Source organism: Streptomyces sp. NBC_00557, assembly GCF_036345995.1.
Taxonomy (GTDB): Bacteria; Actinomycetota; Actinomycetes; order Streptomycetales; family Streptomycetaceae; genus Streptomyces.
The window spans coordinates 1,150,108-1,174,368 of sequence record NZ_CP107796.1 but is presented as its reverse complement, the minus strand read 5'-3'; the positions used below and the strand labels follow the sequence as shown (position 1 = coordinate 1,174,368).

General features: G+C 71.8%; 26 protein-coding genes and 1 tRNA gene. 12 read left to right on the top strand and 15 right to left on the bottom strand.

Translation table 11 applies throughout. The annotated features are described in order from the left end of the window. Positions 1-41: 41 nt before the first annotated feature. On the bottom strand, positions 42-854 hold the full coding sequence (locus OG956_RS04580) for an SAM-dependent methyltransferase (RefSeq protein WP_330336637.1): 813 nt from the start codon (positions 852-854) through the stop codon (positions 42-44). A 215-nt stretch (positions 855-1,069) separates the two neighbouring features. On the opposite strand from OG956_RS04580, the gene OG956_RS04575 reads away from it, so the two are divergent. Continuing rightward, on the top strand, positions 1,070-1,924 hold the full coding sequence (locus tag OG956_RS04575; protein WP_330336636.1) for a Cof-type HAD-IIB family hydrolase: 855 nt from the start codon (positions 1,070-1,072) through the stop codon (positions 1,922-1,924). Between the two features lie 39 nt (positions 1,925-1,963). Here OG956_RS04575 and OG956_RS04570 read toward each other — a convergent pair whose 3' ends face one another. From OG956_RS04570 to OG956_RS04555, 4 genes are all read right to left on the bottom strand, one after another. Next, entirely contained in the window at positions 1,964-2,611 is a 648-nt protein-coding gene (locus OG956_RS04570; protein WP_330336635.1) for an endonuclease, read from the bottom strand. A gap of 14 nt (positions 2,612-2,625) precedes the next feature. Further along, entirely contained in the window at positions 2,626-2,958 is a 333-nt protein-coding gene (locus tag OG956_RS04565) for a DUF3140 domain-containing protein (protein ID WP_330336634.1), read from the bottom strand. 37 nt (positions 2,959-2,995) lie between these two features. Further along, the gene (locus OG956_RS04560; protein WP_330336633.1) at positions 2,996-3,481 is read right to left on the bottom strand and encodes a Dps family protein; all 486 of its coding nucleotides are present in this window, start codon (positions 3,479-3,481) and stop codon (positions 2,996-2,998) included. Positions 3,482-3,566: 85 nt separating this feature from the next. After that, positions 3,567-4,376, bottom strand: a complete 810-nt coding sequence (locus OG956_RS04555; protein ID WP_330336632.1) for an alpha/beta hydrolase — start codon at positions 4,374-4,376, stop codon at positions 3,567-3,569. A gap of 151 nt (positions 4,377-4,527) precedes the next feature. Between OG956_RS04555 and OG956_RS04550 the strand changes: the two genes are divergently transcribed. From OG956_RS04550 to OG956_RS04540, 3 genes are all read left to right on the top strand, one after another. Continuing rightward, entirely contained in the window at positions 4,528-5,715 is a 1,188-nt protein-coding gene (locus OG956_RS04550; RefSeq protein WP_330336631.1) for a thiolase family protein, read from the top strand. 62 nt (positions 5,716-5,777) lie between these two features. Next, a complete protein-coding gene (locus OG956_RS04545; RefSeq protein WP_330336630.1) occupies positions 5,778-7,292 on the top strand; it encodes a long-chain-fatty-acid--CoA ligase in 1,515 nt (504 codons plus the stop codon). Between the two features lie 96 nt (positions 7,293-7,388). Then, positions 7,389-8,162 (top strand): sulfite exporter TauE/SafE family protein, encoded by a 774-nt coding sequence (locus OG956_RS04540; protein ID WP_330336629.1) that lies wholly within the window; start codon positions 7,389-7,391, stop codon positions 8,160-8,162. Here the strand turns inward: OG956_RS04540 and OG956_RS04535 are convergent. After that, complete coding sequence (locus tag OG956_RS04535) at positions 8,151-8,930, bottom strand: HAD-IIA family hydrolase (protein WP_330342735.1); 780 nt, start codon at positions 8,928-8,930, stop codon at positions 8,151-8,153. The genes OG956_RS04540 and OG956_RS04535 overlap by 12 nt on opposite strands. Before the next feature lie 70 nt (positions 8,931-9,000). On the opposite strand from OG956_RS04535, the gene OG956_RS04530 reads away from it, so the two are divergent. Further along, a complete protein-coding gene (locus tag OG956_RS04530) occupies positions 9,001-9,747 on the top strand; it encodes a cobalt-precorrin-6A reductase (RefSeq protein WP_330336628.1) in 747 nt (248 codons plus the stop codon). A gap of 68 nt (positions 9,748-9,815) precedes the next feature. Here OG956_RS04530 and cobF read toward each other — a convergent pair whose 3' ends face one another. Beyond that, positions 9,816-10,589, bottom strand: a complete 774-nt coding sequence (cobF, locus tag OG956_RS04525; RefSeq protein WP_330336627.1) for a precorrin-6A synthase (deacetylating) — start codon at positions 10,587-10,589, stop codon at positions 9,816-9,818. A 67-nt stretch (positions 10,590-10,656) separates the two neighbouring features. Continuing rightward, a complete protein-coding gene (locus tag OG956_RS04520; RefSeq protein WP_330336626.1) occupies positions 10,657-11,163 on the bottom strand; it encodes a DUF309 domain-containing protein in 507 nt (168 codons plus the stop codon). Positions 11,164-11,270: 107 nt separating this feature from the next. Between OG956_RS04520 and OG956_RS04515 the strand changes: the two genes are divergently transcribed. Then, positions 11,271-11,344, top strand: a tRNA-Pro gene (locus OG956_RS04515). A 58-nt stretch (positions 11,345-11,402) separates the two neighbouring features. Then, positions 11,403-12,395: an aminoglycoside phosphotransferase family protein gene (locus OG956_RS04510; protein WP_330336625.1), complete on the top strand. Its 993-nt coding sequence runs from the start codon at positions 11,403-11,405 to the stop codon at positions 12,393-12,395. A 56-nt stretch (positions 12,396-12,451) separates the two neighbouring features. Here OG956_RS04510 and OG956_RS04505 read toward each other — a convergent pair whose 3' ends face one another. The 4 genes from OG956_RS04505 to OG956_RS04490 all read right to left on the bottom strand — a co-directional run bounded on the left by OG956_RS04505 (position 12,452) and on the right by OG956_RS04490 (position 16,660). Next, on the bottom strand, positions 12,452-13,345 hold the full coding sequence (locus OG956_RS04505) for a carbohydrate ABC transporter permease (RefSeq protein ID WP_330336624.1): 894 nt from the start codon (positions 13,343-13,345) through the stop codon (positions 12,452-12,454). Then, on the bottom strand, positions 13,342-14,322 hold the full coding sequence (locus OG956_RS04500; protein ID WP_330336623.1) for a carbohydrate ABC transporter permease: 981 nt from the start codon (positions 14,320-14,322) through the stop codon (positions 13,342-13,344). The genes OG956_RS04505 and OG956_RS04500 overlap by 4 nt, the downstream gene beginning before the upstream one ends. Positions 14,323-14,330: 8 nt before the next feature. After that, the gene (locus tag OG956_RS04495; RefSeq protein WP_330336622.1) at positions 14,331-15,644 is read right to left on the bottom strand and encodes an ABC transporter substrate-binding protein; all 1,314 of its coding nucleotides are present in this window, start codon (positions 15,642-15,644) and stop codon (positions 14,331-14,333) included. 224 nt (positions 15,645-15,868) lie between these two features. Continuing rightward, the gene (locus tag OG956_RS04490; protein WP_330336621.1) at positions 15,869-16,660 is read right to left on the bottom strand and encodes a GntR family transcriptional regulator; all 792 of its coding nucleotides are present in this window, start codon (positions 16,658-16,660) and stop codon (positions 15,869-15,871) included. 175 nt (positions 16,661-16,835) lie between these two features. Here OG956_RS04490 and OG956_RS04485 point away from each other — a divergent pair, with 175 nt between their 5' ends. From OG956_RS04485 to OG956_RS04465, 5 genes are all read left to right on the top strand, one after another. Continuing rightward, positions 16,836-17,855, top strand: a complete 1,020-nt coding sequence (locus OG956_RS04485) for a sugar ABC transporter substrate-binding protein (RefSeq protein WP_330336620.1) — start codon at positions 16,836-16,838, stop codon at positions 17,853-17,855. Next, entirely contained in the window at positions 17,855-18,925 is a 1,071-nt protein-coding gene (locus tag OG956_RS04480) for an ABC transporter permease (protein ID WP_330336619.1), read from the top strand. Before OG956_RS04485 ends, OG956_RS04480 begins: the two co-directional genes overlap by 1 nt. A 3-nt stretch (positions 18,926-18,928) precedes the next feature. After that, positions 18,929-19,840: an ATP-binding cassette domain-containing protein gene (locus tag OG956_RS04475; RefSeq protein ID WP_330336618.1), complete on the top strand. Its 912-nt coding sequence runs from the start codon at positions 18,929-18,931 to the stop codon at positions 19,838-19,840. A gap of 2 nt (positions 19,841-19,842) precedes the next feature. Then, entirely contained in the window at positions 19,843-20,751 is a 909-nt protein-coding gene (locus OG956_RS04470) for a sugar phosphate isomerase/epimerase family protein (protein ID WP_330336617.1), read from the top strand. A gap of 169 nt (positions 20,752-20,920) precedes the next feature. Next, complete coding sequence (locus tag OG956_RS04465) at positions 20,921-21,115, top strand: hypothetical protein (RefSeq protein WP_330336616.1); 195 nt, start codon at positions 20,921-20,923, stop codon at positions 21,113-21,115. Between the two features lie 49 nt (positions 21,116-21,164). Here OG956_RS04465 and OG956_RS04460 read toward each other — a convergent pair whose 3' ends face one another. From OG956_RS04460 to OG956_RS04450, 3 genes are read right to left on the bottom strand one after another with little or no spacing between them, the layout of a single operon-like run. After that, the gene (locus tag OG956_RS04460; RefSeq protein ID WP_330336615.1) at positions 21,165-22,169 is read right to left on the bottom strand and encodes a Gfo/Idh/MocA family protein; all 1,005 of its coding nucleotides are present in this window, start codon (positions 22,167-22,169) and stop codon (positions 21,165-21,167) included. A 60-nt stretch (positions 22,170-22,229) separates the two neighbouring features. Further along, the gene (locus OG956_RS04455; RefSeq protein ID WP_330336614.1) at positions 22,230-23,006 is read right to left on the bottom strand and encodes an SDR family oxidoreductase; all 777 of its coding nucleotides are present in this window, start codon (positions 23,004-23,006) and stop codon (positions 22,230-22,232) included. A gap of 19 nt (positions 23,007-23,025) precedes the next feature. Beyond that, positions 23,026-24,192, bottom strand: a complete 1,167-nt coding sequence (locus OG956_RS04450) for a phytanoyl-CoA dioxygenase family protein (RefSeq protein ID WP_330336613.1) — start codon at positions 24,190-24,192, stop codon at positions 23,026-23,028. Between the last annotated feature and the right edge of the window lie 69 nt (positions 24,193-24,261).

The window sequence follows — 24,261 nt, the reverse complement described above, 5'->3', positions numbered from 1 at the left end:
CCTCTGCTCACGCCGTCCTCGGGGTCCGCCCGGCGCCGGCGTCAGGGTTTCACGGCCACGGCGCCGTACTGCGGCACCGCGGCGGCGGACTCCGTCCCGGCGCGCCACTGGGAGCAGGGCACCAGGCCCGGCTCGACCAGCTCCAGGCCGTCGAGGAACCCGGCGATCTCGGCGCGGCTGCGGGCGGTGATCGGCGGGGTCGCGTTGGCGTTCCAGAACTCCATCGCGGCCCGGTTGCCCTCGCCGCCCACCTCCGGGTCGTGGGTCGGGTGGGTGAGCACCAGGTGGCTGCCCGGCGCCAGGGGCGCCAGGAGCCGCCGCACGATGTCCCGGGCCTCGTCGGTGTCCAGGACGAAGTTCAGGATGCCGAGCATCATCAGCGCGACCGGCCGGGTCAGGTCCAGGGTCTCGGCGGCGCGCCGCAGAATGCCGTCCGGGTCGTGCACATCGGCGTCGATGTAGTCGGTGACGCCCTCGGGTGAGCTGGTGAGCAGGGAACGGGCGTGCACCAGCACGATCGGGTCGTTGTCGACGTACACGATCCGCGACTCGGGGGCGATGCGCTGCGCGATCTCGTGGGTGTTCTCGACGGTCGGCAGACCCGTGCCGACGTCCAGGAACTGACGTATTCCCCGCTCGCCGGCCAGGAACCGCACCGCCCGGGACAGGAACTCGCGGTCCGCGCGGGCCACCGTCCGGATCACCGGGAACATCCCGGCGACGTGCTCACCGACCCGCTGGTCGACCTCGTAGTTGTCCTTGCCGCCGATCCAGTAGTTCCACACCCGGGCGTTGTGCGCCACAGAGGTGTTCAGCTGTGCCGGTCCGGCCGTCGGGGAGTGCCCCTCGGTCACGTCGCCGCCCTTCTCCGCTTGCGGTTCTCGCCGTCATTGTGCCGTCCGTTGATCGCGCTGTCCCGGGAACAGCGCAGCGCGGGCGGTTCAGGACCCCTTGGGGACGTTCCGGGAGGTTCCGGGGCAGGAGGAGCGGCGGACCGGTGCGGCGGGAACGGCGTCCCCGCCATGGGGAACACTGGACCGGTACGCCGTCCCCGACCGGAAAGCAGGACATGCCCGCCCTCCCCACGCCCCTCGCCGGCACCCAGCCCCTCCCCGCGGGCCCCGCCGACATCCGGCTGATCGTCACCGACATGGACGGCACCCTGCTCGACGACGCCAAGCGGCTCCCCGGCGAGCTGTGGCCGACGCTGGCCGAACTGCGCCGCAGGGGCGTGCTGTTCAGCCCGGCGAGCGGCCGCCAGTACGCGACGCTGGCCCGGCAGTTCGACCGGGCCGCCGAGGGCATGGTGTTCATCGCGGAGAACGGCACGTACGTGGTCCGCGACGGCGTGGAACTGAGCTCCGCCCCGATGGACGGCTCCGTAGCCGCCGAGCTGGTGCGTACGGTACGGCGGCTGGCCGCGGACGGCGCGGACGTCGGCGTGGTGGTGTGCGGCAAGCGGGCGGCGTACGTCGAGCGGACCGACGAGGCCTTCCTCGCGGAGGTGCGCACCTACTACGTCGAGCACCGGATCGTGCCGGACGTCACCGCCGTCGAGGACGACGTGATCAAGATCGCCCTGTTCGACTTCGGGTCCGCCGAGCGCTCCACCGCACCGGCCCTCGCCGACTTCGCCCGCACCCACCAGGTCGTGGTCTCCGGCGAGCACTGGGTGGACGTCATGAACCGCACCGCCAGCAAGGGTGCCGCGCTGCGCGGCCTGCAGCGGGCGCTCGGCATCACGCCGGCGCAGACCATGGTCTTCGGGGACTACCTCAACGACCTGGAGATGCTCGACGCCGCCGACTGGTCCTTCGCGATGGCCAACGCCCACCCGGAGGTCGTCCGCCGGGCCCGCCACCTCGCCCCGTCCAACAACGACAACGGCGTGCTGCGCACCATCTCCCGCGTCCTCGGCCTGTGACCGGGTCCGGGCCGGCACGGGCGTCGGGCGGTCACAGGCTCATGCCGCGCGGCGCAGGCAGTCCTCGGCGACCTCCTTGTCGAGGGCGGCGCGCACCAACGCGGCGGCCAGGACGGCCGGTTCGGTGTCCCCGGCCAGCTTCGTCAGCTTCTCCGGGTCCCTCGGCAGGCCGAGCCGCTGCGCCCCGGACAGCGCCTTGCCGTCCAGGTACGGCGCGAGCTCCGGCCACACGCGCTGCGCCTCGCGCAGGAAGATGTCCGCGCCGGCCGGTCCGACGCCCGGCTCCTCCTGGAGCAGCCGCCTGAGTTCCCCGGTGTCGCCGTGCGCCTCCTCGTGCAGCCGGCGCAGATCCCCGGCCCAGCGGTCCAGCAACAGCTCGGCGCCGTCCCCCAGCTGGGTGGCGGTCCGCTCGTCGTAGCGCCGGTAGCCGCCGCGGCCGAGGGCGTCCACCCGCTGCTGCCAGTCGGCGCCGGCCATCCGGCGCGGGCTGTCCAGGTGGTCCTTGTGCAGTTCCCGCGCGGCGGCCACCGCGACCGAGGCGCGGATCCGGGCGCTGAGCAGCAGGGCCAGCACGAGCAGCCGGTACAGCGGCTGCGGGGTGTCCTTCAGCGTGATGCCCGCTTCCTCGGCGTACGTCTGCCCGTACTCCGACAGCAGCGCGCGCAGGACGCGTTCGTCGCGGTTCATGCCGGCGCTCCCGGCTAGGGCTTCAGCGGGTCGTGGCCCATCGACATCAGCTGGTGCCGGCGGCGGGTGTCCTCGGCCTCCGGCTCGTCCTCCACGTCCACCAGGTCATCGACGGTGTCCACGACCTCCCGCATCACGCGGACGTCGTCGTCGGTGAGGTCCGTGCGGCGCTTCTGGAGGATGGCGAGGACGTGCCGTCCGAGCGGCGGGCCGGCCTGTTCGGGCAGCGGCTCGGTCGCCTGGCCGGAGTCCCGGACCCTCAGCCAGTCCGCGAGTTCCGCCGAGGTCATGTTCACCACGCGGTGGAAGTCGTCCCACAGCGTGTCGAGTTCGGGGGAGTCGGCCATGGGTTTCCCCTTCCGTGTACGGTTCCGCCGCCGCTGGTCAGCCCTCGTCCCGCGGCTGGTTCTCGGCCTGGAACATCCAGTGCTGCTTCTCCAGGTCGGCGGTGATGGAGATCATCAGGTCCTGGGTGACCGGGTCGGCCTTCTCGGTGGCGGCGATCCGCTCGCGCAGCCGCCCGATCGCCTCCCGCAGCGCCGAGACCATCAGGTCGACGACCTCCGTGTCGCGCAGCCAGCCGTCCTTGGCGCCGGGCAGCGCGAAGGCCGCGGCGATGGTCTCCGGCCGGCCGTCCGGAGGGACGCCCAGCGCGGCGGCGCGCTCGGCGACGGTGTCCGCGTGGGCCCGCGCCGTCGCCACCACCTCGTCCAGCTGGAGGTGGATCGAACGGAACCGCGGTCCCACGATGTTCCAGTGCGCCTGCTTGCCGATCAGCGACAGCCCGAGCAGATCGACCAGGGTGTCCTGCAGCGCGGTGCCGGTGACCCCGAGTGCGCTCTCGGGCAGGGTGCTCCTCACGACGGTCAAGACCTCGCCCCTTTCGTGGTCCGTCATCTCTCCTGCGGGTCTCGGGGCGCGGGTATCCACCGGGCCGGTGCACAAACGTGCCTGATCAGCGCGGCAGTACCCGGTCCAGGAAGCCGGTCGTCTCCGCGAAGACCTCCTTCCTGCACGTCTCGTGGAAGACCTCGTGCCGCGCCCCGGCGAAGATCCGCTCGGTCGCGCGGGAGCCCGAGAGCCGCTCCACGCCGATCCGGCTGCCGGGCAGCGGCACCAGCCGGTCGTCGTCCCCGTGCAGCCACAGCAGCGGCAGGTCGCCCACGTCGCCGCCCTGGGCGACGGTCTCAAGGGTCCGCGCGAACGCCTCCACCGTCGGCCGCTTCATGGGCCCGTGCCACACCAGCGGATCGGCCGCGTAGGCGGCGCCTACGGCCGGGTCCCGGGAGAGCGCCGCCGGGCTGATCGGGGTGTCCGGGATCTCCGGCAGGGCCAGCAGCCGCCCGGGCAGCTCCCAGTCGCCGATCACCGGCCCGGACAGGATCAGCGCGCTCAGTCCGGTGCCGTACCGCTGGGCGTAGCGGGCCGCGACCAGCCCGCCCATCGAGTGGCCGATCAGCACCAGCGGTACGCCGGGGTGCGCGGTCCGGGCCGGCTCCGCGACGCGGTGCAGGTCGGTGACCACGTCCTCGAAGTCCTCGATCAGCACCCGCTCGCCGGCCGACCGGCCGTGGCCGACGTGGTCGGGGGCGTACACGGCCGCCCCGTGCGCGGTGAGGACGGCGGCGAGCTCGTCGTACCGGCCCGCGTGCTCGCCGTAGCCGTGCGCCAGCAGCGCCAGGTACCTCGGCGCGGGGTGCGGCCACTCGTGCACGGCGAGCGGGCCGTGGGTGCCGTCGAGGGTGTGCTCGCGGACGTGGCGCATGTCTCCTCCGGTGGGTCGGTGAAGCTCGGGGAGGATCTTCCCAGCGGGCCGGTCGGCGGTCTATAGTCCAAAACTAGCAGTGCTAATTAAGTCCCGTGTGGTCCGCCGGCCGACAGCGACGTCGGCCGGTCGCAGGTCAGGAGTCGAAGCCGTGCGTCCCGTCCACTTCGCGGCCGCCCGCCGCACCCCCATCGGCAAGCTGCGCGGAGCCCTGTCCGCCGTCCGGCCCGACGATCTGGCGGCGACCGTCATCCGCCACCTGGTGGCCGACGTGCCCGCCCTGGACCCGGCCCGGATCGACGACGTGTACTGGGGCGCGGCCAACCAGGCCGGCGAGGACAACCGCAACGTGGCCCGCATGGCCGCCCTGCTCGCCGGGCTCCCGGAGTCCGTGCCCGGCGCCACCGTCAACCGGCTGTGCGCCTCCGGGCTCGAGGCGGTCACCACCGCCGCCCGCACCATCGCCGCCGGCGAGGCCGACATCGTGATCGCGGGCGGCTCCGAGTCCATGAGCCGCGCCCCCTTCGTGCTGCCCCGCCCCGACGAGGCCCTGCCGCAGCGCATCGAGACCCACGACACCCGCCTCGGCTGGCGCCTGGTCAACCCGGCGATGAAGGAGCTGCACGGCCTGCTGGCCATGGGCGAGACCGCGGAGGAGGTCGCCGCGCGCTACGGCGTCTCCCGCGAGCGCCAGGACGAGTTCGCCCTGCGCAGCCACCGGCTCGCCGCCACCGCGCGCAAGAACGGGCACTTCGACGACGAACTCCTGCCCGTCGAGCGCCCGGACGGCATCGTCGTCGAGCAGGACGAGTGCGTGCGCGAGGACACCTCGCTGGAGAAACTCGCCCGCCTCAAGCCGGTCTTCCGCCAGGGCGGCACGGTCACCGCGGGCAACTCCTCGCCGATGAACGACGGCGCGGCCGGGCTGCTCCTGGTCAGCGAGGAGGCCCTGAACGAGCTGGGCCTGGAGTCCCTGGGCCGCTATGCCGCGGGCGCCTCCGCCGGGGTCCACCCCGACGTGATGGGCATCGGCCCGGTCCCCGCCACCCGCAAGGCGCTGGCACGGGTCGGCTGGGACATCGCCGACCTGGACGAGGCCGAGTTCAACGAGGCGTTCGCCGCGCAGGCCCTCGCCTGCGTCGACCAGCTGGGCATCGACCCGGACCTGGTCAACCCGACCGGCGGCGCCATCGCCCTCGGCCACCCCCTCGGCTGCTCGGGCGCCCGCATCCTGACGACGCTGCTGCACCGCATGCGGCGCACCGGCGCCGCACGCGGACTCGCGACCATGTGCGTCGGCGTCGGACAGGGCAGCGCGGTGCTGGTCGAGCGGCACTAACGCACAGCCAACGGGGGCAACCGGTCAGTCGAGCCGCAGCAAGGGAAACGGAGCACCACCGCATGGCAACCCTGTCCGTCGCAGCCATCCTCGCCGAGAACGCCCGGCGCCGCCCCGACAAGACGGCCCTGGTCGAAGGCGGGCTGCGGCTCACCTTCGCCGACGTGTGGCGCAGGTCCCTGGCCCAGGCGGGCGCGCTCACCGGTCTCGGAATACGGCCGGGCGACCGGGTGGCCCTGATGGCCCCCAACACCGCCGAGTTCCCCCTCGCCTACTACGCCGTCGTCGCGGCGGGCGGAGTCGTCGTCCCCGTGCACCTGCTGCTGTCGGCCGGCGAGGTCGAGCACGTGCTGCGGGACAGCGGCGCCGCACTCCTGCTCGTCCACCCGGCCCAGGCGGCGACCGGCCGGGCCGCCGCCGAGGCCACCGGCGTCCGCGTCGCCGTCCTCGGCGAGGAGTTCGACAAGCGCGCGGCCGAAGCCGAGCCGCTGCGCTCGTACGTCACCCGCGCCGCCGACGACCCGGCGGTCGTCTTCTACACGAGCGGCACGACCGGCGTCCCGAAGGGCGCGGTGCTCAGCCACTTCAACATCGTGATGAACGCGACTGTCAACGCCTTCGACGCCAACGACATCCGCGCCGACGACATCGCCCTCGGCGCGCTGCCGCTGTTCCACGCCTTCGGCCAGACCGTGTCGCTCAACTCCACCTGGCGGGCGGGCGCCACGCTCGTGCTGCTGCCCCGCTTCGACGCGGCCCGCGCCATCGAGCTGATGGTCGCGGAGGGCGTGAACACCTTCCACGGCGTGCCGACCATGTTCACCGCGCTCGCCGCGGCGGCCCAGGACGCAACGGCGCTGCCCGCCCTGCGGGTGTGCATCTCCGGCGGGGCCTCGCTCCCGGTCGCCGTGCTGGAGCGGTTCGAGAAGGCCTTCGGGGCGACGGTCTACGAGGGCTACGGGCTGTCGGAGACCTCGCCGACGGCCACCGTCAACCAGCCCGTGTTCGGCACCCGCCCCGGCACCATCGGCCACCCGCTGTGGGGCATCGACGTGGAGATCGCCCGCGCCGATGCGGAGGGCCGCATCGAGCTGCTGCCGCCGGGCGAGCTGGGCGAGGTCGTCATCCGCGGCCACAACGTCTTCTCCGGCTACCTCGGCCGGCCCGAGGCCACCGCCGAGGCCGTGGTCGACGGCTGGTTCCGCACCGGCGACCTGGGCACCAAGGACGAGGACGGCTTCCTCAGGATCGTCGACCGCAAGAAGGACGTCATCATCCGCGGCGGCTACAACGTCTACCCGAGGGAGGTCGAGGAGGTGCTGATGCGCCACCCCGGCATCGCCCAGGTCGCGGTCATCGGGCTGCCCGACGAACTGCACGGCGAGGAGGTGTGCGCCGTCGTCGTACCCGCGCCCGGCGCCGCGCCCGACGCCGCCGCCATCACCGAGTGGTCCAAGGAGCACCTGGGCCGGCACAAGTACCCGCGGCGCGTGGAGTTCACCGACGCGATGCCGCTCGGGCCCAGCATGAAGGTGCTGAAGCGCGAGCTGCGGGCGCGCTACGCCGAGCGGCCGTAACGGCGTCCGCCGCGGGCGGCGGGGGCCGCGGCAGGGGCCACCTGGCGAGACGGTCCTTACGCCGGAGCCTTGTCCGTACATAGCATCGGTCCCCGCATGAACACGATGACGCTCTGGCACATATCCGGCTGGGGGTTCGCGGCGCTCGCCTTCGCGGCCCTCCTCGTCGGCTTCTCCAAGACCGCCGTGAGCGGGGCCAACACGGTGAGCCTCGCCGTCTTCGCGGCGGTCCTCCCGGCCCGCGCCTCCACCGGCATCCTGCTGCCCGTCCTGATCACCGGCGACGTGCTCGCCGTCCTCACCTACCGGCGGCACGCCCACTGGCCCACCCTGTGGCGGCTGTTCCCGGCCGTCGCGGCCGGGGTGGTGGCCGGCACGCTGTTCCTGATGTGGGCCGACGACGGGATCGTCCGGACCTCCATCGGGGCGATCCTGCTGCTGATGGCCGGGGTGACCCTGTGGCGGCGGCGCACGCCGGACGCGGCGCGGGCGCCCGAGGCGGTGACCACGCGCACCGGCCGCGCCAAGGCCCGCTCGTACGGCGTGCTCGGCGGGTTCACCACGATGGTCGCCAACGCGGGCGGCCCGGTGATGTCGATGTACCTGCTGTCGGCCGGTTTCCGGAAGCTGGGCTTCCTCGGCACCTCGGCGTTCTTCTTCCTGATCGTGAACGTCTCCAAGGTGCCGTTCAGCGCCGGCCTCGGACTGATCGACGGGCGCTCGCTGCTGCTCGACGCGGCGCTCGCGGTGTTCGTCGTGCCCGGCGCGCTGTTCGGCAAGTGGGCTGTGAAGAGGATCAACCAGCGGCTCTTCGAACAACTCGTGATCGCGGCGACCATCGTGGGCGGGGTGCAGCTCCTACTGCGCTAGCCCCAGCAGCGCGGGGAGGTCCGCGAAGGAGTCCAGCACATGGTCGGGGGCGCCGCTCGCCCGCTCCAGGGTCTCCGGCAGGAACTTGCCCGTGCGCACCAGCACGCCGGTGATGCCCAGGCGTTGCGCCGCCAGCACGTCGTGCTCGACATCGTCCCCGATCATCAACGCCTCGTCCGCGCCCGCCCCGAGACGCCCGAGGGCCGCCTCGAAGAAGGCCCGCGACGGCTTCCCCGTGACCTCCGCCTCGACGCCGGCGGCCGCCTCCAGGCCCGCGAGAAAGGCTCCCGTGTCGAGCTGGAGTCCGTCGGCCGTCCGCCAGTACAGGTTCCGGTGCATGGCGACGAGCCGTGCGCCGCGCTGGAGGCGCCCGAAGGCGCGGTTGAGCGCCTCGTAACCGAACTCCGGCCCGGCGCCGCCGAGCAGGACGACGTCCGGTGTCTCCTCGCCGTCGTCGCCGACCAGGGTGATCCCGTCCAGGTCCTCCCCGACGTCCCCGCTGTTCAGCAGCGCCACGCGGGCCCCGGCCAGGTGGGCGGCGGTGGCCACGGGGGCCGTCAGGACGTCCTCGGCGCCCACCGGGAACCCGGCGTCCGCCAGCGAGCCCGCGACGGACGCCCGGGACCGGGAGGTGGTGTTGGTCACCAGGACCACCCCCAGTCCCGCGTCCCGGACGGCCCGCAGCGCCTCCACCGCACCCGGCAGCGGCTTCCAGGACACGGTGAGCACACCGTCGACGTCGATCAGCACGGCACGCACGGAGGCCACGGTTCCCATGGCTCCGACCGTACCGACCCGGCAACCGGACCGGCCCGAACGACCTCGTACGCTCACCCCTATGCCCGCGCACGTCCTCGTCCTCGGCGGCACCGCCGAGGCCCGCCGCCTCGCCGCCGACCTCGCCGCCCGGCCCGGCGTCCGGGTCACCACGTCCCTGGCCGGCCGGGTCGCACGGCCGGCAGCGGTGGCGGGCGAGGTACGGACCGGCGGCTTCGGCGGCGCGGAGGGTCTGGCCGGCTGGCTGCGCACGCACCACGTCGACGCCCTGGTCGACGCCACCCACCCCTTCGCCGAGACCATCACGGCGAGCGCGGCCCGCGCGGCGGCGGCCACCGGCGTTCCCCTCGTCGTCCTGCGCCGCCCCGGCTGGCGCCCCGGTCCCGGCGACCGCTGGCACGACGCCCCGTCCCTGGCCGGAGCCGCCGAGGCCCTCCCCGGTCTCGGCCGCCGGGTGTTCCTGAGCACCGGACGCCTGGGCCTCGCCGCGTTCGCCCACCTGACGGACCTGCAGTTCGTCGTACGGTCGGTGGAGCCGCCGGAGCCGCCCATGCCGCCGCACACCGAAGTGGTCCTCGCCCGCGGCCCGTTCACGGTGGCCGACGAGACCGGACTGCTCCGCTCCCGCCGCATCGAGGTGCTGGTCACCAAGGACAGCGGCGGCGAGGCGACGGCGGCGAAACTGACGGCCGCGCGGGAACTCGCCCTGCCCGTGGTCGTCGTACGCCGCCCGCCGCTGCCGCAGGGGGTGACGGCGGTGCCCGACGTGGCGGGCGCACTGGAGCGGCTGGGGCTCGGCCCGGGCTGAGGAGCAACGCGCGGATCCGGCCGACGGTACGCAGGACCTCGTCCCGGTGCTTCGCGCCCTCCTGACCCCTACTGCTCCCCGGGGTTTCTGCGCAGCAAGTAGGTGTCCATGATCCATCCCTTGCGCTCGCGTGCCTCGGCCCGCACCCGCTCGATGCGCGGAGCGGCCTCGGCGATCGGACCGGAGACCAGGATCTCGTCCGGAGTGCCTATGTAGGCCCCCCAGTAGATGTCGATGTCGTCGTCGGCGTACCGCCGGAAGGCCTGGTGCGCGTCCAGCATCACCACCACGTCGTCCACGCCCTCCGGGAAGCCCTCGGCCAGCCGGCGCCCGGTGGTGATCTGCACCGGCCGGGCCACCCGGTTCAGGCCCGTGCGGTGGCGGGCGACCAGCGCGGAGACGCTGCTGATGCCGGGCACGACGTCGTACTCGAACGCGACCGTGCCGCGGGCCAGCACCTCCTGGAGGATCCCCAGCGTGCTGTCGTACAGGGCGGGATCGCCCCACACCAGGAACGCGCCCGTGCCGTCCTCGCCCAGTTCCTCGGCGATCAGCCGCTCGTAGATCCCGGCGCGGGCGCTGCGCCAGTCCTCCACCGCCGGCGAGTACGCCGCCCCGCCCGCCGTCCGGTCCCGCTCGGGGTCACGGGCCTGAACCACCCGGTACGAGCCCTCCGGCAGATGCGCGTCCAGCATGTCCCGGCGGAGCTGGGTGAGATCGCTCTTCACCTCGCCCTTGTCGAGCAGGAAGAACACGTCCGTGCTCCGCAGCGCCTTGACCGCCTGCAGGGTCAGCTGGTCGGGGTCGCCCGCGCCGATACCGATGACATGAATCTTTCGCACGCCCCGAGTCTGCCGTACGCCACTGACAGCGCCCGCACCGCCCGCACCCCCCACCCTCGCGGATCCGTCAGGACCGCAGCCGGGGCGCCTCCCCGGCCGCGTCCACGGGCGGTGCCCCGCCCTCCACCCGGTCCGCCAGCTCCCGCGCCCACCGGGCGAGCCCGGCGAGGTCGATCCCGTACGGCCGGTCCTCGCCCTCGCCGGTCTCCCACTCCGCGAGCGCCCCCGCGCCGCGCCGCAGCAGCCGGGCCCCGCCGACGGCGTTCCCGCGCGCCGCGTGCGTCAGCCCCACCGCCAGCTGGGCAAGCCCCCGCCACAGCGTGCGCTCGTCCTCGGGCCCCGACTTCCAGGCGTCCTCGAACACCTCGTGCGCGTGGAACGGCTTCCCCGCGTCCAGCAGCGCCTGCGCCTCGGCGACCGTCTCCGCCGGCGCCCGTACGACTCCCTCCGGCTGCCGGGGGACGCCCTCCGTGCCGTACGGCAGCGGCCGGCCGAGCCCGTCCCGGGGCCTCGCACTGCGCGCCCGCCCCTCCGCGTCCCGGTCCCTGGCATCCCATGCGCCCGCGTTCGTCATACGACCGATTCTCCCCGGCTCACCCCCCGGGCCCTCTTCGGCCCACCCCCGTAGGTGGGGTAAAGTGCTGTTCGCGCGATCACACGGGTCACCGTGGGTGAACGCATCGGGACGTGGCGCAGCTTGGTAGCGCACTTGACTGGGGGTCAAGGGGTCGCAGGTTCAAATCCTGTCGTCCCGACGTGCGGAAAACGCAGGTCAGGGGTGGTACCGGAACGATCCGGCACCACCCCTCGGTCATGTCCGGCGACCACGCCGGACGGCGGTCGACGACGAGGGCGGGACGCCAGGTGATCGCACTGCCGGACGCTTTCGTACACGGCACCGTCGAGCGCGAGGGAGCCGCCGGCCGGGCCTGGCTCGCCACCGTCCCCGGAATCGTGGACGACCTCCTGCGACGCTGGGACTGCGTGCCCGACGGCGAGGTCACGCACGGCGGCGTCGGCGTGATCGTCCCGGTGCGCCGGGCGGCGACCGGGGACGCGGCCGTGCTGAAAGTGTCCTTCCCGCACCCCGGCAACGTGCACGAACCCGACGCCTTCACGGTCTGGCGCGGGCGGGGAGCCGTGCTGCTGCACGAGCGGGACGACGCACGCTTCGCGATGCTGCTGGAGCGCGCCCACACCACGACCCTGGCGCAGACGACCGACGACGACGAACTCCTCGCGGTCGCCGGCCGGATCAGCCGCCGTCTCGCCGTGCCCGCACCGCCCGGACTGCCCCGGCTGCGGGACCGGGCCGCCGCCTGGGAGGAGCGGCTGCGCACCGACGCGGCGACGCTGCCGCACCGGCTGCCGCGGCACGTGGTCGACGCCGCCGTGGCGACCGTACGCGAGCTGGGCCACGGCCGGGCGGACACGCTCGTGCACGGTGACCTGCACGCCCGCAACATCCTGCGCGCCGACCGTGAACCGTGGCTCGCGGTCGACCCCAAGGGATACGCAGGCGACCCGGCGTACGACGGGGGCACGCTGCTGAAGACCTACGCGGCGCAGCGGGCCACGGCCGGCGAGCTGCCGAAGGCGGTGCGCCGCGCCCTCGCCGTCTTCTCCGATGCCGCGGGGCTCGATCGCGAACGCGTCCGGCGCTGGGCCCAACTGCACGCGGTCCAGGCGGCGTTCCACGGCCGCCGTCAGGGATTCCGGGTGGCCCGCCGAGGGGCGCGGCTCGATGGGTTCATCGCTCTCGTCGACCAGCTGGCGGTCCTGCTCACGCACGCCGAGCGCCGCTGAAGGTCACCCGCGCCGGCACACCGTCTCCGTACCGGCCCGGGTGACGGGCGGCCCGCTCAGCCCTTGTTGGAACCCAGCGTCAGGCCGCTGACGAACTGGCGCTGGAGGGCGAAGTACACGATCAGTGTGGGGATCGCGGTCAGCAGGGAGCCGGCGGCGACCAGGTTGGGGTCGGTGAAGTACTGGCCGGAGAGGTTGTTCAGGGCCGAGGTGATCGGCATGTTCTGGCCGGTCGAGATCAGTACCAGTGCCCAGAAGAAGTCGTTGTAGATCCAGATCGACAGCAGGGTCGCCAGGGCCGCCATCGCCGGCTTGCACAGCGGCAGCGTGATCTGCCAGTACAGCCGCCACACCGAGGCGCCGTCGACCAGCGCGGCCTCCGTCAGCTCGTGCGGCAGCGACCGCATGTAGTTGCTGAGCACGAACGCGCAGAACCCGGACTGGAACGCCACGTGGATGAGGACCAGGCCGAGCGCGGAGTCGTACAGCTTGCCGCTCTGGGTGATGCCCGGCAGGTTCGTCAGCAGGTACAGCCGGTACAGCGGGGTGATGATGACCTGCTGCGGGAGCAGGTTGCCGGCCGTGAAGACCAGCAGGAGGGCGAGGTTCAGGCGGAAGTCGAAGCGGGCGACGTAGAAGGCGACGCAGGAGGACAGGAACAGGGTCAGCAGTACCGCCGGCACCGCGATGACCAGCGTGTTGCCGAAGTAGTGCAGCATGTCGGACTGTTTGAAGGCGTTCGTGAAGTTCTCGAACGTCAGCTTGTCCGGCCAGGAGACGTAGCCTTTGGCGCTGGTCTCGCTGTACGGCCGCAGGGCCGAGAAGATCGCCCACAGCAGCGGCGCCAGCCACGCCAGCGCCGTACCGGCGAGGAAGACGTGCAGCAGGACGCGGGCCGGGCGGATCGGGGCGCGCCGCTTCAGCGGCGCCGCGACGGTGGTGCTGCTCATGCGCGCCGCTCCTTCCGGAAGGTGGCGATCAGGTACGGGATGATCACCGCGAGGGAGATCACCAGCAGGACGACGGCGATGGCGGAGCCGTAACCGATGCGGCTGGACTCGCCGATGATGTTGTTGGTGACCAGGATCGACAGCAACTCGGTGCCCTGGGCGCCCTTGTTGAAGACGAAGACCAGGTCGAAGGCGCGCAGCGCCTCGATGATGGTGACGACCAGCACGACCGTGTTGGTCGGGCGCAGGGTGGGGAAGATGACGCTCTTGAACGTCTGCCACTCGCCCGCGCCGTCCAGCGCGGCGGCCTCCCTGAGCGAGGGGTCGACGCTCTTCAGGCCGGCCAGATACAGAATCATCATGTAGCCGGTGTGCCGCCAGGACGCGGCGATGAGGACCGCCCACAGGTTGAGGTGCGGGTCGCCGATCCAGTCGATGTAGTGGCCGGGCTTGTTGGCCCCGATGATGCTGTTGATCAGACCGGTGTCCGGGTTGTAGACGAGCTGCCAGACGAAGCCGATGCAGGCCATCGAGATGACGACCGGCAGGAAGAACGCCGTCTGGTAGACCCGGCTGAACCGGATCCGCTTGTCCAGCTGCACGGCCAGGAACAGGCCGAACGGCGTCGGGATCAGGATCAGCACGACGAACCAGATCACGTTGTGCTGGACGGCCGGCCAGAACTGCGGGTTGTCGCTGAAGAGCTGCTTGAAGTTGTCCAGGCCCACCCACTTGATCGAGTCGAACCCGATGCCGTCCCAGGTGGTGAAGGCGAGGAAGATCGAGGCGATCGCGGTGACCCACACCAGGAGCACGTGCAGGATCGTCGGCACGCCCGCCATCAGGGCGAGCGTGACGCGGTCGCGGCGGGTCAGCAGACGGCCGTGGCCGTGTGCGGCGCGCGTGCGCGCGGGCGAGGCGCCCGGGGGCGGCACGGCGGCCGCCTCCGGGGGCGTCATGGTCGTATCGGTCGTCATCGGGCCGCTCACTGGGACGCGAAGATCGTCTTCTTCTGGCGCTCGATGGACGACAGCAGGCTGTCCACGCCCTTGGGGTTCTGGAGGAACTTCTGCAGGCCCGGCTGCATCACCGTGGAGGTGAAGTCGGGGCGGGAGTCGCGGTCCATGAACTGGGTGAGGCTCTTGGCGCCGCTGATCATCGTGTACGCCTTCTTCTGCAGCGCGGTGTACGAGGAGGTGTCCGCCTTGCTGGAGGCGGCCACCACGCTGTTGTCGGCCTTGAGATAGGTCGCCTCGGCCTCGGGGGTGCCCAGGAACTCCATGAGCTTGACGACGCCGTCGTGGTTCTTCGGCGACTTGCTGACCATGAACCCGTCGGTGGGCGCCTCGACCGTGTCCTGGCCGTACGCGGGGTTGATCACCGGGAAGGGGAAGAAGTCCAGGTCGTCCAGGTCGGCCTTGTTGGTGAACTGCTGGCCCACGAAGGAGCCGAGGAGGTACATGCCGGCCTTCTTGGACACGAGGCTCTGCGCGGCGTCCTGCCAGGTGCGGCCCATGAACCCGTCCTGGTGGTAGGGCAGCAGCTCGGCCCAGTGGTCGAAGACGGCCTTCACCTTCGGGTCCGTCCACGACTCCTTGCCCGCCATCAGGGACTTGTGGAAGTCGTAGCCGTTCAGGCGGAAGTTGATCTGGTCGAAGGTGCCCATCGCCGGCCAGGCGTCCTTGTCGCCGAAGGCGATCGGGACCAGGCCGTCCTTCTTCATCTGCTTGCACAGCGCGACGAGTTGGTCCCAGGTGGTGGGAATCTTGTAGCCGTGCTGCTGGAAGACGCTCTTGCGGTAGAACAGCGCCCACGGGTACGTGTACAGCGGCACGAAGTAGTACTTGCCGTCCTCGCCCTTGCTGAGCTGCTTCATCGCGTCGGGGAAGTTGTCCCCGATCTTCGCCCACACGTCGTCGATGGGCGAGGCCAGGTTCTTCGCCGCGAAGAACTGCATGCGGTAGCCGGCGAACCAGGTGAACACGTCGTCCGGCGTGCCCTGGAGATAGGAGTTGATCTGCTCCTGGAAGGTGTTGTGGTCCTTCGTGTTGACATCGACCTTGATGCCGGACTGCTTCGTGAAGGCGGCGTAGATCTGGGCGAACGCTGTCTTCGGCACCGCGTCCGAGGCGTTGGAGCCGAGGGTGACGGTCTTCGGGTCCGAGGAGGAACCGCTGCCTCCGCAGGCGGACAGCAGGGGTATGCCGGCGCCGGCCAGCAGGGCGGCGCTGCCTGCGCCACGCAGGACCGAACGGCGGCTGGGGCCCGGGACGGAGAGACCGGAGGGGGAGAGGCGCATGGCGGCTCCTGAGGAATGCAGGGCTCGGTCAAGGGGTTGAGTTGATCACGAAAGGTTGTCGAAACCGCTCAGAAACCAACTCGACCGAACATCGTGGGCGTAATAACAGCCCCATGTCCGCTCATGAGTCAATAGGCCGGGTCGCGCTGGGGTGTCTCTTGCCCGAAACGTAATCGTCACCGTCACCTGCAACTTTGTTGAAGGCGAGGGGGGATGGTTCCGTTTCAGCTCCTGACCAGCAGCTGGAAGTCGAAGGCGTAGCGCGACGCCCGGTACACATGGCTGCCGTACTCCACCGGCCGGCCCGTGACGTCGTACGCGGTGCGCCGCATGGTGAGCAGGGCGGCGCCCTCCCGCTCGTCCAGCAGGGCGCCCTCCTCGGCCGTCGCGCCGCGGGCGCCGATGGACTGGCGGGCGCTGTGCAGGACGATCCCGGCGGACCGCATCAGGCGGTACAGGCCCGTCGACTCCAGCTGGGCGGTGGGCGGTTCGAGCAGGGAGGCCGGGAGGAAGTTGCAGAGGAAGGCCACCGGCCGGCCGTGGGTGCCGCGCAGCCGTTCCAGCACGACGACCTCGGCGCCCTCCGCGATCCCGAGGGCGGCTGCCACCTCGGGGCTCGCGGGGATCCGCTCGTTGCGCAGCACCCGGGTGGTCGGGGCCTGGCCCGCCGTCTCCAGGTCGTCGTAGAGGCTGCTGAGCTCCAGTGGCCGCCTGACCTGGCTGTGCACGACCTGGGTGCCCACCCCGCGCCGGCGCACCAGCAGGCCCTTGTCGACCAGCGACTGGATCGCCTGGCGCACGGTGGGCCGGGACAGGCCGAGGCGTACGGAGAGGTCGATCTCGTTGCCGAGGAGGTTGCCCGGGGCCAGCGTGCCGTGTTCGATGGCGGCCTCGAGCTGCTGCGCGAGCTGGTAGTACAGCGGTACCGGGCTGGTGCGGTCCAGGGCGAAGCTCAGGGAGTCGGCCGCGCGCTCGCCCGGTGCCGTTCGCTGCCTGGTGCGGTGTACTGGGCTCATGCCTGACAGGTGTAGGCCGCGGAGGCGAGGGTGTCAATGATTTGTACTTACATTCTGACCTGCTTGTGAAATGATGTCTTAACAAAGTATTGACAGCGGGCTCGCCAGGGACTTGGATCCCGTGCCAACGCAACAGCGTCCCTTCCCCCGTCGCGCACAGTGAGGTGCAGGAAAGATGGACCGCTCTTCTCCCTCCCGCTCCCGGAGACTGGCCCCGGTGGTCGCGGTGGCCGCCGCGGCGGCCCTGACCCTCGCCGGCTGCGCCAGCAGCCACGGCGGCAAGAAGGCCGAGGAGGCGGCACAGAACGCCTCGGCGGGCAGGGCCGACACCCCGCGCATGACCGTCGCCCTGGTCACACACCAGGCGCCCGGCGACACCTTCTGGGACACCGTCCGCAAGGGCGCCGAGGCCGCCGCCGCCAAGGACAACATCAAGCTCGTCTACTCCGCCGACCCCAACGCGGGCAACCAGGCGAACCTGGTGCAGAACGCGGTCGACCAGAAGGTCGACGGCATCGCGGTCACCCTGGCCAAGCCCGACGCGATGAGGAGCGTCATCGGCAAGGCACGGCAGGCCGGCATACCGGTGGTGGGCCTGAACTCGGGCCTGAGCGACTGGAAGAAGCTCGGCCTGCTGGAGTTCTTCGGGCAGGACGAGAGCGTGGCGGGCGAGGCGTTCGGCGACAAGCTGAACACCACCGGCGCCAAGAAGGCCGTCTGTGTGATCCAGGAACAGGGCAACGTGGGTCTCACCCAGCGCTGCGACGGCGTGAAGAAGACGTTCAAGGGCACGACTGAGACGCTGTACGTGAACGGCACGGACATGCCGTCCGTGAAGTCGACCATCACGGCCAAGCTGAAGCAGGACTCCGCCATCGACACGGTCGTCACCCTCGGCGCGCCGTTCGCGCTGACCGCCGTGCAGTCGGTGTCCGACGCGGGCAGCAAGGCCGAGGTCGCCACCTTCGATCTGAACAAGGACCTGGTCAAGGGCGTCCAGAACGGCTCGATCGAGTTCGCGGTCGACCAGCAGCCCTACCTGCAGGGCTACCTCGCCGTGGACTCCCTGTGGCTCTACAAGTACAACGGCAACTACAGCGGCGGCGGGGTCCAGCCGGTGCTCACCGGCCCGGCCTTCGTCGACAAGTCCAACGTCGGCAAGGTCTCCCAGTTCGCCGCGAAGGGCACCCGGTGATGAGCATGGCGCAGCAGGCAGAGCCGGCGGTGAGCACCCCGCCGGGCTCCAAGGACGGGGACGGCCGTACCGCACGGCGTCCGCTCGCCCTGCGGATGCTCGCCCGCCCCGAGGTGGGCGTCTTCCTCGGCGCCGCCGCCGTGCTGGTCTTCTTCCTGATCGCCGCGCCCACGGTCCGCCAGGGCAGCTCGATGGCGACCATCCTGTACCAGTCCTCGACCATCGGGATCATGGCCCTGCCGGTCGCGCTGCTGATGATCGGCGGCGAGTTCGACCTCTCCTCCGGCGTCGCCGTGATCTCCTCGGCGCTGACCGCGAGCATGCTCAGCTACCAGCTCACGCTGAACGTGTGGACCGGTGTGATCGTCGCGCTGCTGGTGTCGCTGGCGATCGGGTTCTTCAACGGCTGGATGGTGGTGAAGACCGGCCTGCCCAGCTTCCTGATCACCCTGGGCACCTTCCTGATCCTGCAGGGCGTGAACCTGGCGGTGACCAAGCTGGTCACCGGCAACGTCGCCACCGACGACATCAGCGACATGGACGGCTTCGACCAGGCGAGGAAGATCTTCGCGTCGAGCTTCGACGTCGGCGGGGTCCAGGTCAAGATCACCGTGGTGTGGTGGCTGGTCTTCGCGGCGCTGGCCACCTGGGTGCTGCTGCGCACCAAGTACGGCAACTGGATCTTCGCCGTCGGCGGCAACAAGGAGTCGGCCCGCGCCGTCGGTGTGCCGGTGACCTTCACGAAGATCTCGCTGTTCATGCTGGTCGGCTTCGGCGCCTGGTTCGTCGGCATGCACCAGCTGTTCTCCTTCAACACCGTGCAGTCCGGCGAGGGCGTCGGCCAGGAGCTGATCTACATCGCCGCCGCGGTCATCGGCGGGTGCCTGCTCACCGGCGGTGCCGGCTCGGCGATCGGCCCGGTCTTCGGGGCCTTCATGTTCGGCATGGTCAACCAGGGCATCGTCTACGCCGGCTGGAACCCGGACTGGTTCAAGGCCTTCCTGGGCGTGATGCTGCTCGGCGCCGTCCTGATCAATCTGTGGGTCCAGCGCACGGCGACCCGGAGGTAAGCGATGACATCCAACGGAACGGGCACCCACGGCGCGATCGTCGAGGACGCCGGACCCCAGCGGGACGGCCTGCTGGTCGAGCTGCGCGGGGCGGGCAAGTCGTACGGCAACATCCGCGCGCTGCACGGCGTCGACCTGAAGGTGCACGCCGGCCAGGTGACGTGTGTGCTGGGTGACAACGGCGCCGGCAAGTCCACCCTCATCAAGATCATCTCCGGGTTGCACCAGCACACCGAGGGCGAGTTCCTCGTGGACGGCGAGCCGGTGCGCTTCGCCACCCCGCGCGAGGCCCTGGACCGGGGCATCGCCGCCGTCTACCAGGACCTGGCGACCGTGCCGCTGATGCCGGTGTGGCGCAACTTCTTCCTCGGCTCGGAGATGACCAAGGGGCCGTGGCCGTTCCGCCGTCTGGACATCGAGCGGATGAAGAAGACGGCCGACGAGGAACTGCGCAACATGGGCATCGTCCTGGACGACCTGGAGCAGCCCATCGGCACCCTCTCCGGCGGCCAGCGCCAGTGCGTGGCCATCGCCCGCGCCGTCCACTTCGGCGCCCGCGTGCTGATCCTGGACGAGCCCACCGCCGCCCTGGGCGTGAAGCAGTCGGGCGTGGTGCTGAAGTACATCGCCGCCGCCCGCGACCGCGGCCTGGGCGTCATCTTCATCACCCACAACCCCCACCACGCCTACATGGTCGGCGACCACTTCAGCGTCCTGCGCCTGGGCACCCTGGAGCTGTCCGCCCCGCGCAGCGAGATCACCCTGGAGGAGCTGACCAACCACATGGCCGGCGGTGCCGAACTCGCCGCCCTCAAACACGAACTGGCCCAGGTACGCGGCGTCGACACCGAGGGGCTCCCCGAAGCGGAGGACCTCACCGCACCCGTCGCGCCCTCCGCGGAAGGAACACCCTGACCATGGCCACCCCCACCCCCCTCGACCGCATCCGGGTCGGCTCGGCCCCCGACTCCTGGGGCGTCTGGTTCCCCGACGACCCCCGGCAGGTGCCCTGGGAACGCTTCCTCGACGAGGTGTCCGAGGCCGGCTACGAGTGGATCGAACTCGGCCCCTACGGCTACCTGCCCACCGATCCCGCGCGGCTCGGGGACGAGGTGGCCCGCCGGAACCTGAAGGTCTCGGCGGGCACGGTGTTCACCGGCATGCACCGCGGTCCGTCCGTCTGGGAGGAGACCTGGGCCCATGTCAGCCAGGTCGCCGCGCTCACCCAGGCGATGGGCGCCCGGCACCTCGTGGTCATCCCCTCCTTCTGGCGGGACGACAAGACCGCCGAGATCCTCGAGCCGCCGGAGCTGACCGCCGAGCAGTGGGCGCACCTGACCAAGGGCATGGAGCGGCTCGGACACGAGGTCAAGGAGACGTACGGCCTCGACATCGTCGTCCACCCGCACGCCGACACCCACATCGACACCGAGGACCACGTCGAGCGCTTCCTGGACTCCACCGACGGCGAACTGGTCAACCTGTGCCTGGACACCGGGCACTACGCCTACTGCGGCGGGGACAGCGTCAAGCTGATCGAGACCTACGGCGAGCGCATCGGCTATCTGCACCTCAAGCAGGTCGACCCGGACATCCTCGCCGAGGTGGTCGCCAACGAGGTGCCCTTCGGGCCGGCCGTGCAGCGCGGGGTGATGTGCGAACCGCCGTCCGGCGTGCCCGAGCTGGGGCCCGTCCTGGAGGCGGCGCAGCGGCTCGGCGTGGAGCTGTTCGCAATCGTCGAGCAGGACATGTATCCGTGCGAGCCGGACAGGCCCCTGCCGATCGCCGTACGGACACGGCGGTTCCTGCGGTCCTGCGGGGCCTGAGCGCCCCGTCCCGGAGCCGGGCCCCCTGCGTGGGGCCCGGCTCCGTCGCGTGCGCCGCGCGGTTCCTCTGCGACTGCTGCGGATTCGGCCGCGGCACGGCCGGGAACCACCGAGGGCACGCGGGCGTTGAGCCGATGACGGGGGATGCCCGCGCAGACGGGAGGACGAGATGACGCAGCGCACCGAAGCCGGGGGCGGCACCCGGGACCTGAGCGAGGCGGCGGAGCGCCGCCGCGGCCGTTTCGGCACATTGCCCGAGCGGATACGCCCGCAGGACATGGTCGAGACCAGCCCGGCGACCCTGCCCGACCCGGCGCGGAACGCCTACAACCCGGACGAGTGGCTGATCCGGTACTGCGGCTGAGGAAAAGGGTACGGCGCCGGGCTGGTCCGCCCGGCGCCGCACCCGTGTCTCAGGCCTGCCGCACCTCGGCGAGGGTCACCGGCCGGTGCTCGTGGAGGGACAGGGTGCAGGCCTCGGCGATCCAGCCCGCCTCCAGGGCGTCCTCGATGGTGCAGGGAGAGGGGCGGGCGCCGGCCACGACCTCGGTGAACGCGGTGAGTTCGGCGCGGTAGGCGTCCGTGAAGCGGTCCATGAAGAAGTCGTGCGGGGTGCCGGAGGGGAAGGTCACCCCGGGTTCGACCGAGCGCAGCGGGAGCTTGTCGTCCAGGCCCACCGCGATCGAGTCCCGGAAGCCGTGGAGTTCCATGCGGACGTCGTAACCGCGCGCGTTGTGACGGGAGTTGGACACCACCGCGATGGTGCCGTCGTCCAGGGTGAGGACGGCGCCGGTGGTGTCGGCGTCGCCCGCCTCCCGGATGTAGTCCGCGCCCCGGTTGCCGCCGACCGCGTACACCTCGGCGACCTCGCGGCCCGTCACCCAGCGGATGACGTCGAAGTCGTGCACGGAGCAGTCGCGGAAGATGCCGCCGGACGCGGCGATGTACGCGGCGGGCGGCGGCGCCGGGTCCAGGGTGGTGGAGCGGACGGTGTGCAGCGTGCCCAGCTCGCCGGCCCGTACGGCGGCCCGCGCCGCGGCGAAGCCCGCGTCGAAGCGGCGGTTGTAGCCGATCTGGACCGGCACCCCGCTGTCCCGTACGGCCTTCAGCACCTCGACGCCCTCGGCCATGGTGCGGGCGACCGGCTTCTCGCAGAAGACGGGGACGCCGGCCTCGACGCCGGCCCGGATCAGCGCCGGATGGGCGTCGGTGGCCGCGGCGACGACGAGGCCGTCCACCCCGGCCGCCAGCAGCGCCTCCGGCGAGTCCGCGACCTCGGCGCCGAACCGCTCGGCGGCGGCCTTCGCGGCGTCCGCGAGCGGGTCGGCGACGACGAGCGACTCGACGGCGTCCAGTCCATGGAGGGTCTCGGCGTGGAAGGCGCCGATGCGGCCGAGGCCGAGGATTCCGATGCGCATGAGGATGAGGCTCCTTGCAGTTCTTACGGGACGAGCGGAGAGGGAGCTGGAGAGGGGGATTCAGTCGAGGCCGCCGAGCACGTTCTGGTCCCAGTCGATCACCGACCCCGTGACCACCCCGGAGCGGTCGGACAGCAGGAACACCACGAAGTCGGCGATCTCGTCCGGCCGGCCCAGCCTGCCCATCGGCAGCCTCGCCGCGGCCTGCTCCCGCCAGTCGTCGCCGGCGCCGTGGAAGGCGCGCTGGGTCGCGTCCTCGCCCTCCGTCGCCGTCCAGCCGATGTTCAGGCCGTTGATCCGGATGCGGTCCCAGCGGTGGGCGTGCGCCGCGTTGCGGGTGAGGCCCGCGAGCCCCGCCTTCGCGGCGACGTACGGCGCGAGGAAGGGCTGCCCGCCGTGCGCCGAGGAGGTGATGATGTTGACGATCGTGCCGGGCGCCCCGCGGGCCGTCATGTCGGCGACCGCCGCCTGCATCGCGAAGAACGGCCCCTTGAGGTTGACCGCGATGTGCGCGTCGAACAGCTCCGGCGTGGTGTCCAGCAGCGTGCCCCGGGAGGTCAGCCCCGCCGAGTTCACCAGGCAGTCGATCCGCCCGTGGGCGTCCACCACCTCGGCGACCGCCGCCTTGGCCTGGCCGGCGTCCGCCAGGTCGGCGCGCACGAACATCACCTTGCCCCCGGCCGCGGCCGCCTCGGCGACCAGCGCCTCACCCGGCTGCGTACGACGGCCGGTGACCGTCACGACCGCGCCTTCCCGGACCGCCGCCCGCGCGATCGCGGCGCCGACCCCCTGAGTCCCGCCGTTCACCAGCAGGACCTTGTCGTCGAGAAGTCCCATGACCGTGTGTGTCCCTTCCTCAGCTCTCCCGGCGTTCCGCGCCGGCCCGCAGCTCGGCCCGGAGCCGCTCGGGGGTCCACGCCTCGCGCACCGCCCGCCACAGCACGTCCGCCTGGGACGGCGGGGCGAGCCCGCCGACCGGCGGGTCGCTGTCGAGGTTGGTCGGGAAGGGGTAGCCCTCGGCGCTCGCCGCGATCACGTTCTCCAGCCACCGCTCGTCCGCGCCCTCGGCCGCGCGCCGCAGCAGCACCGGGAACACCGCGTTCGCCACCGCCTCGCGGTCCACCGTCTCCATCGCGCGCCCGAAGGCGGACGACACCTGGAGCAGGTTGGCCGTGCGCCGCACGTCCGCCGTGCGGTTGGTTCCGGCGGCGTGGAAGAGCGCCGGGTTGAAGAAGGCCGCGTCCCCCTTGGCGAGCGGGAGCTGGACGTGGTGCCGCTCGAAGTACGCCCGGAACGGCGGCAGCCGCCAGGCCAGATAGCCCGGCTCGTACAGCTGCGAGTACGGCAGGTACAGCGTCGGGCCCGACTCCACCGGCATGTCGCAGTGGGCGACCGCGCCCTGGAGGGTGAGCACGGGGGAGAGGCGGTGCACATGGGCCGGGTAGGCGGCCGCGGCCGCGTTGCCCAGGAAGCCGAGGTGGTAGTCCCGGTGCGGGCTCTGTCCGGCGCCGCCCGGGTTGACCACGTTGACCTGCGAGGTCACCTGGTAGCCGGGGCCCAGCCAGGCGGTGGAGACCAGGGCGAGGACGTCGTTGGCGTAGTAGTCGGCGAACGCCTCGGCGTCGTACCGGGCCGCCTTCTCCAGCGCGTTCCACACCCGGTCGTTGGCGCCCGGCTTCGCGAAGTGGTCGCCGGCTGTGGCCCCGGAGGCGCGCTGCTCGGCGATCAGCGCCTCGAACACGGCCGTCAGCCGGTCCACGGCGGGCAGGTCGGGCCAGGCGCCCTTGACCACGATGATCCCGGGGCCCTCGGCGAAGGCCCGCACCAGCTCGGCCCGCAGGGCGTCCGGGTCTGCGGGGTCGCGCAGCCGCTCACCCTCGTACACCAGGACGTTCTCGGCCACGGAGGCGGCGTGCGGATAGTCCGCGAGGCGGGTCGTGCGGTCGGTCAGGGCGCGGAAGGCGTCCAGGTCGCAGTCCTGCTCGGACAGCCAGGCACGGCCCGGCACGGAGACGACGGACATCGGTGTCCTTTCGGCCGGCTACGGCTTTCGGCCACGGCGACGACGCGGCCCTGTCATTCTTGTCAGTAC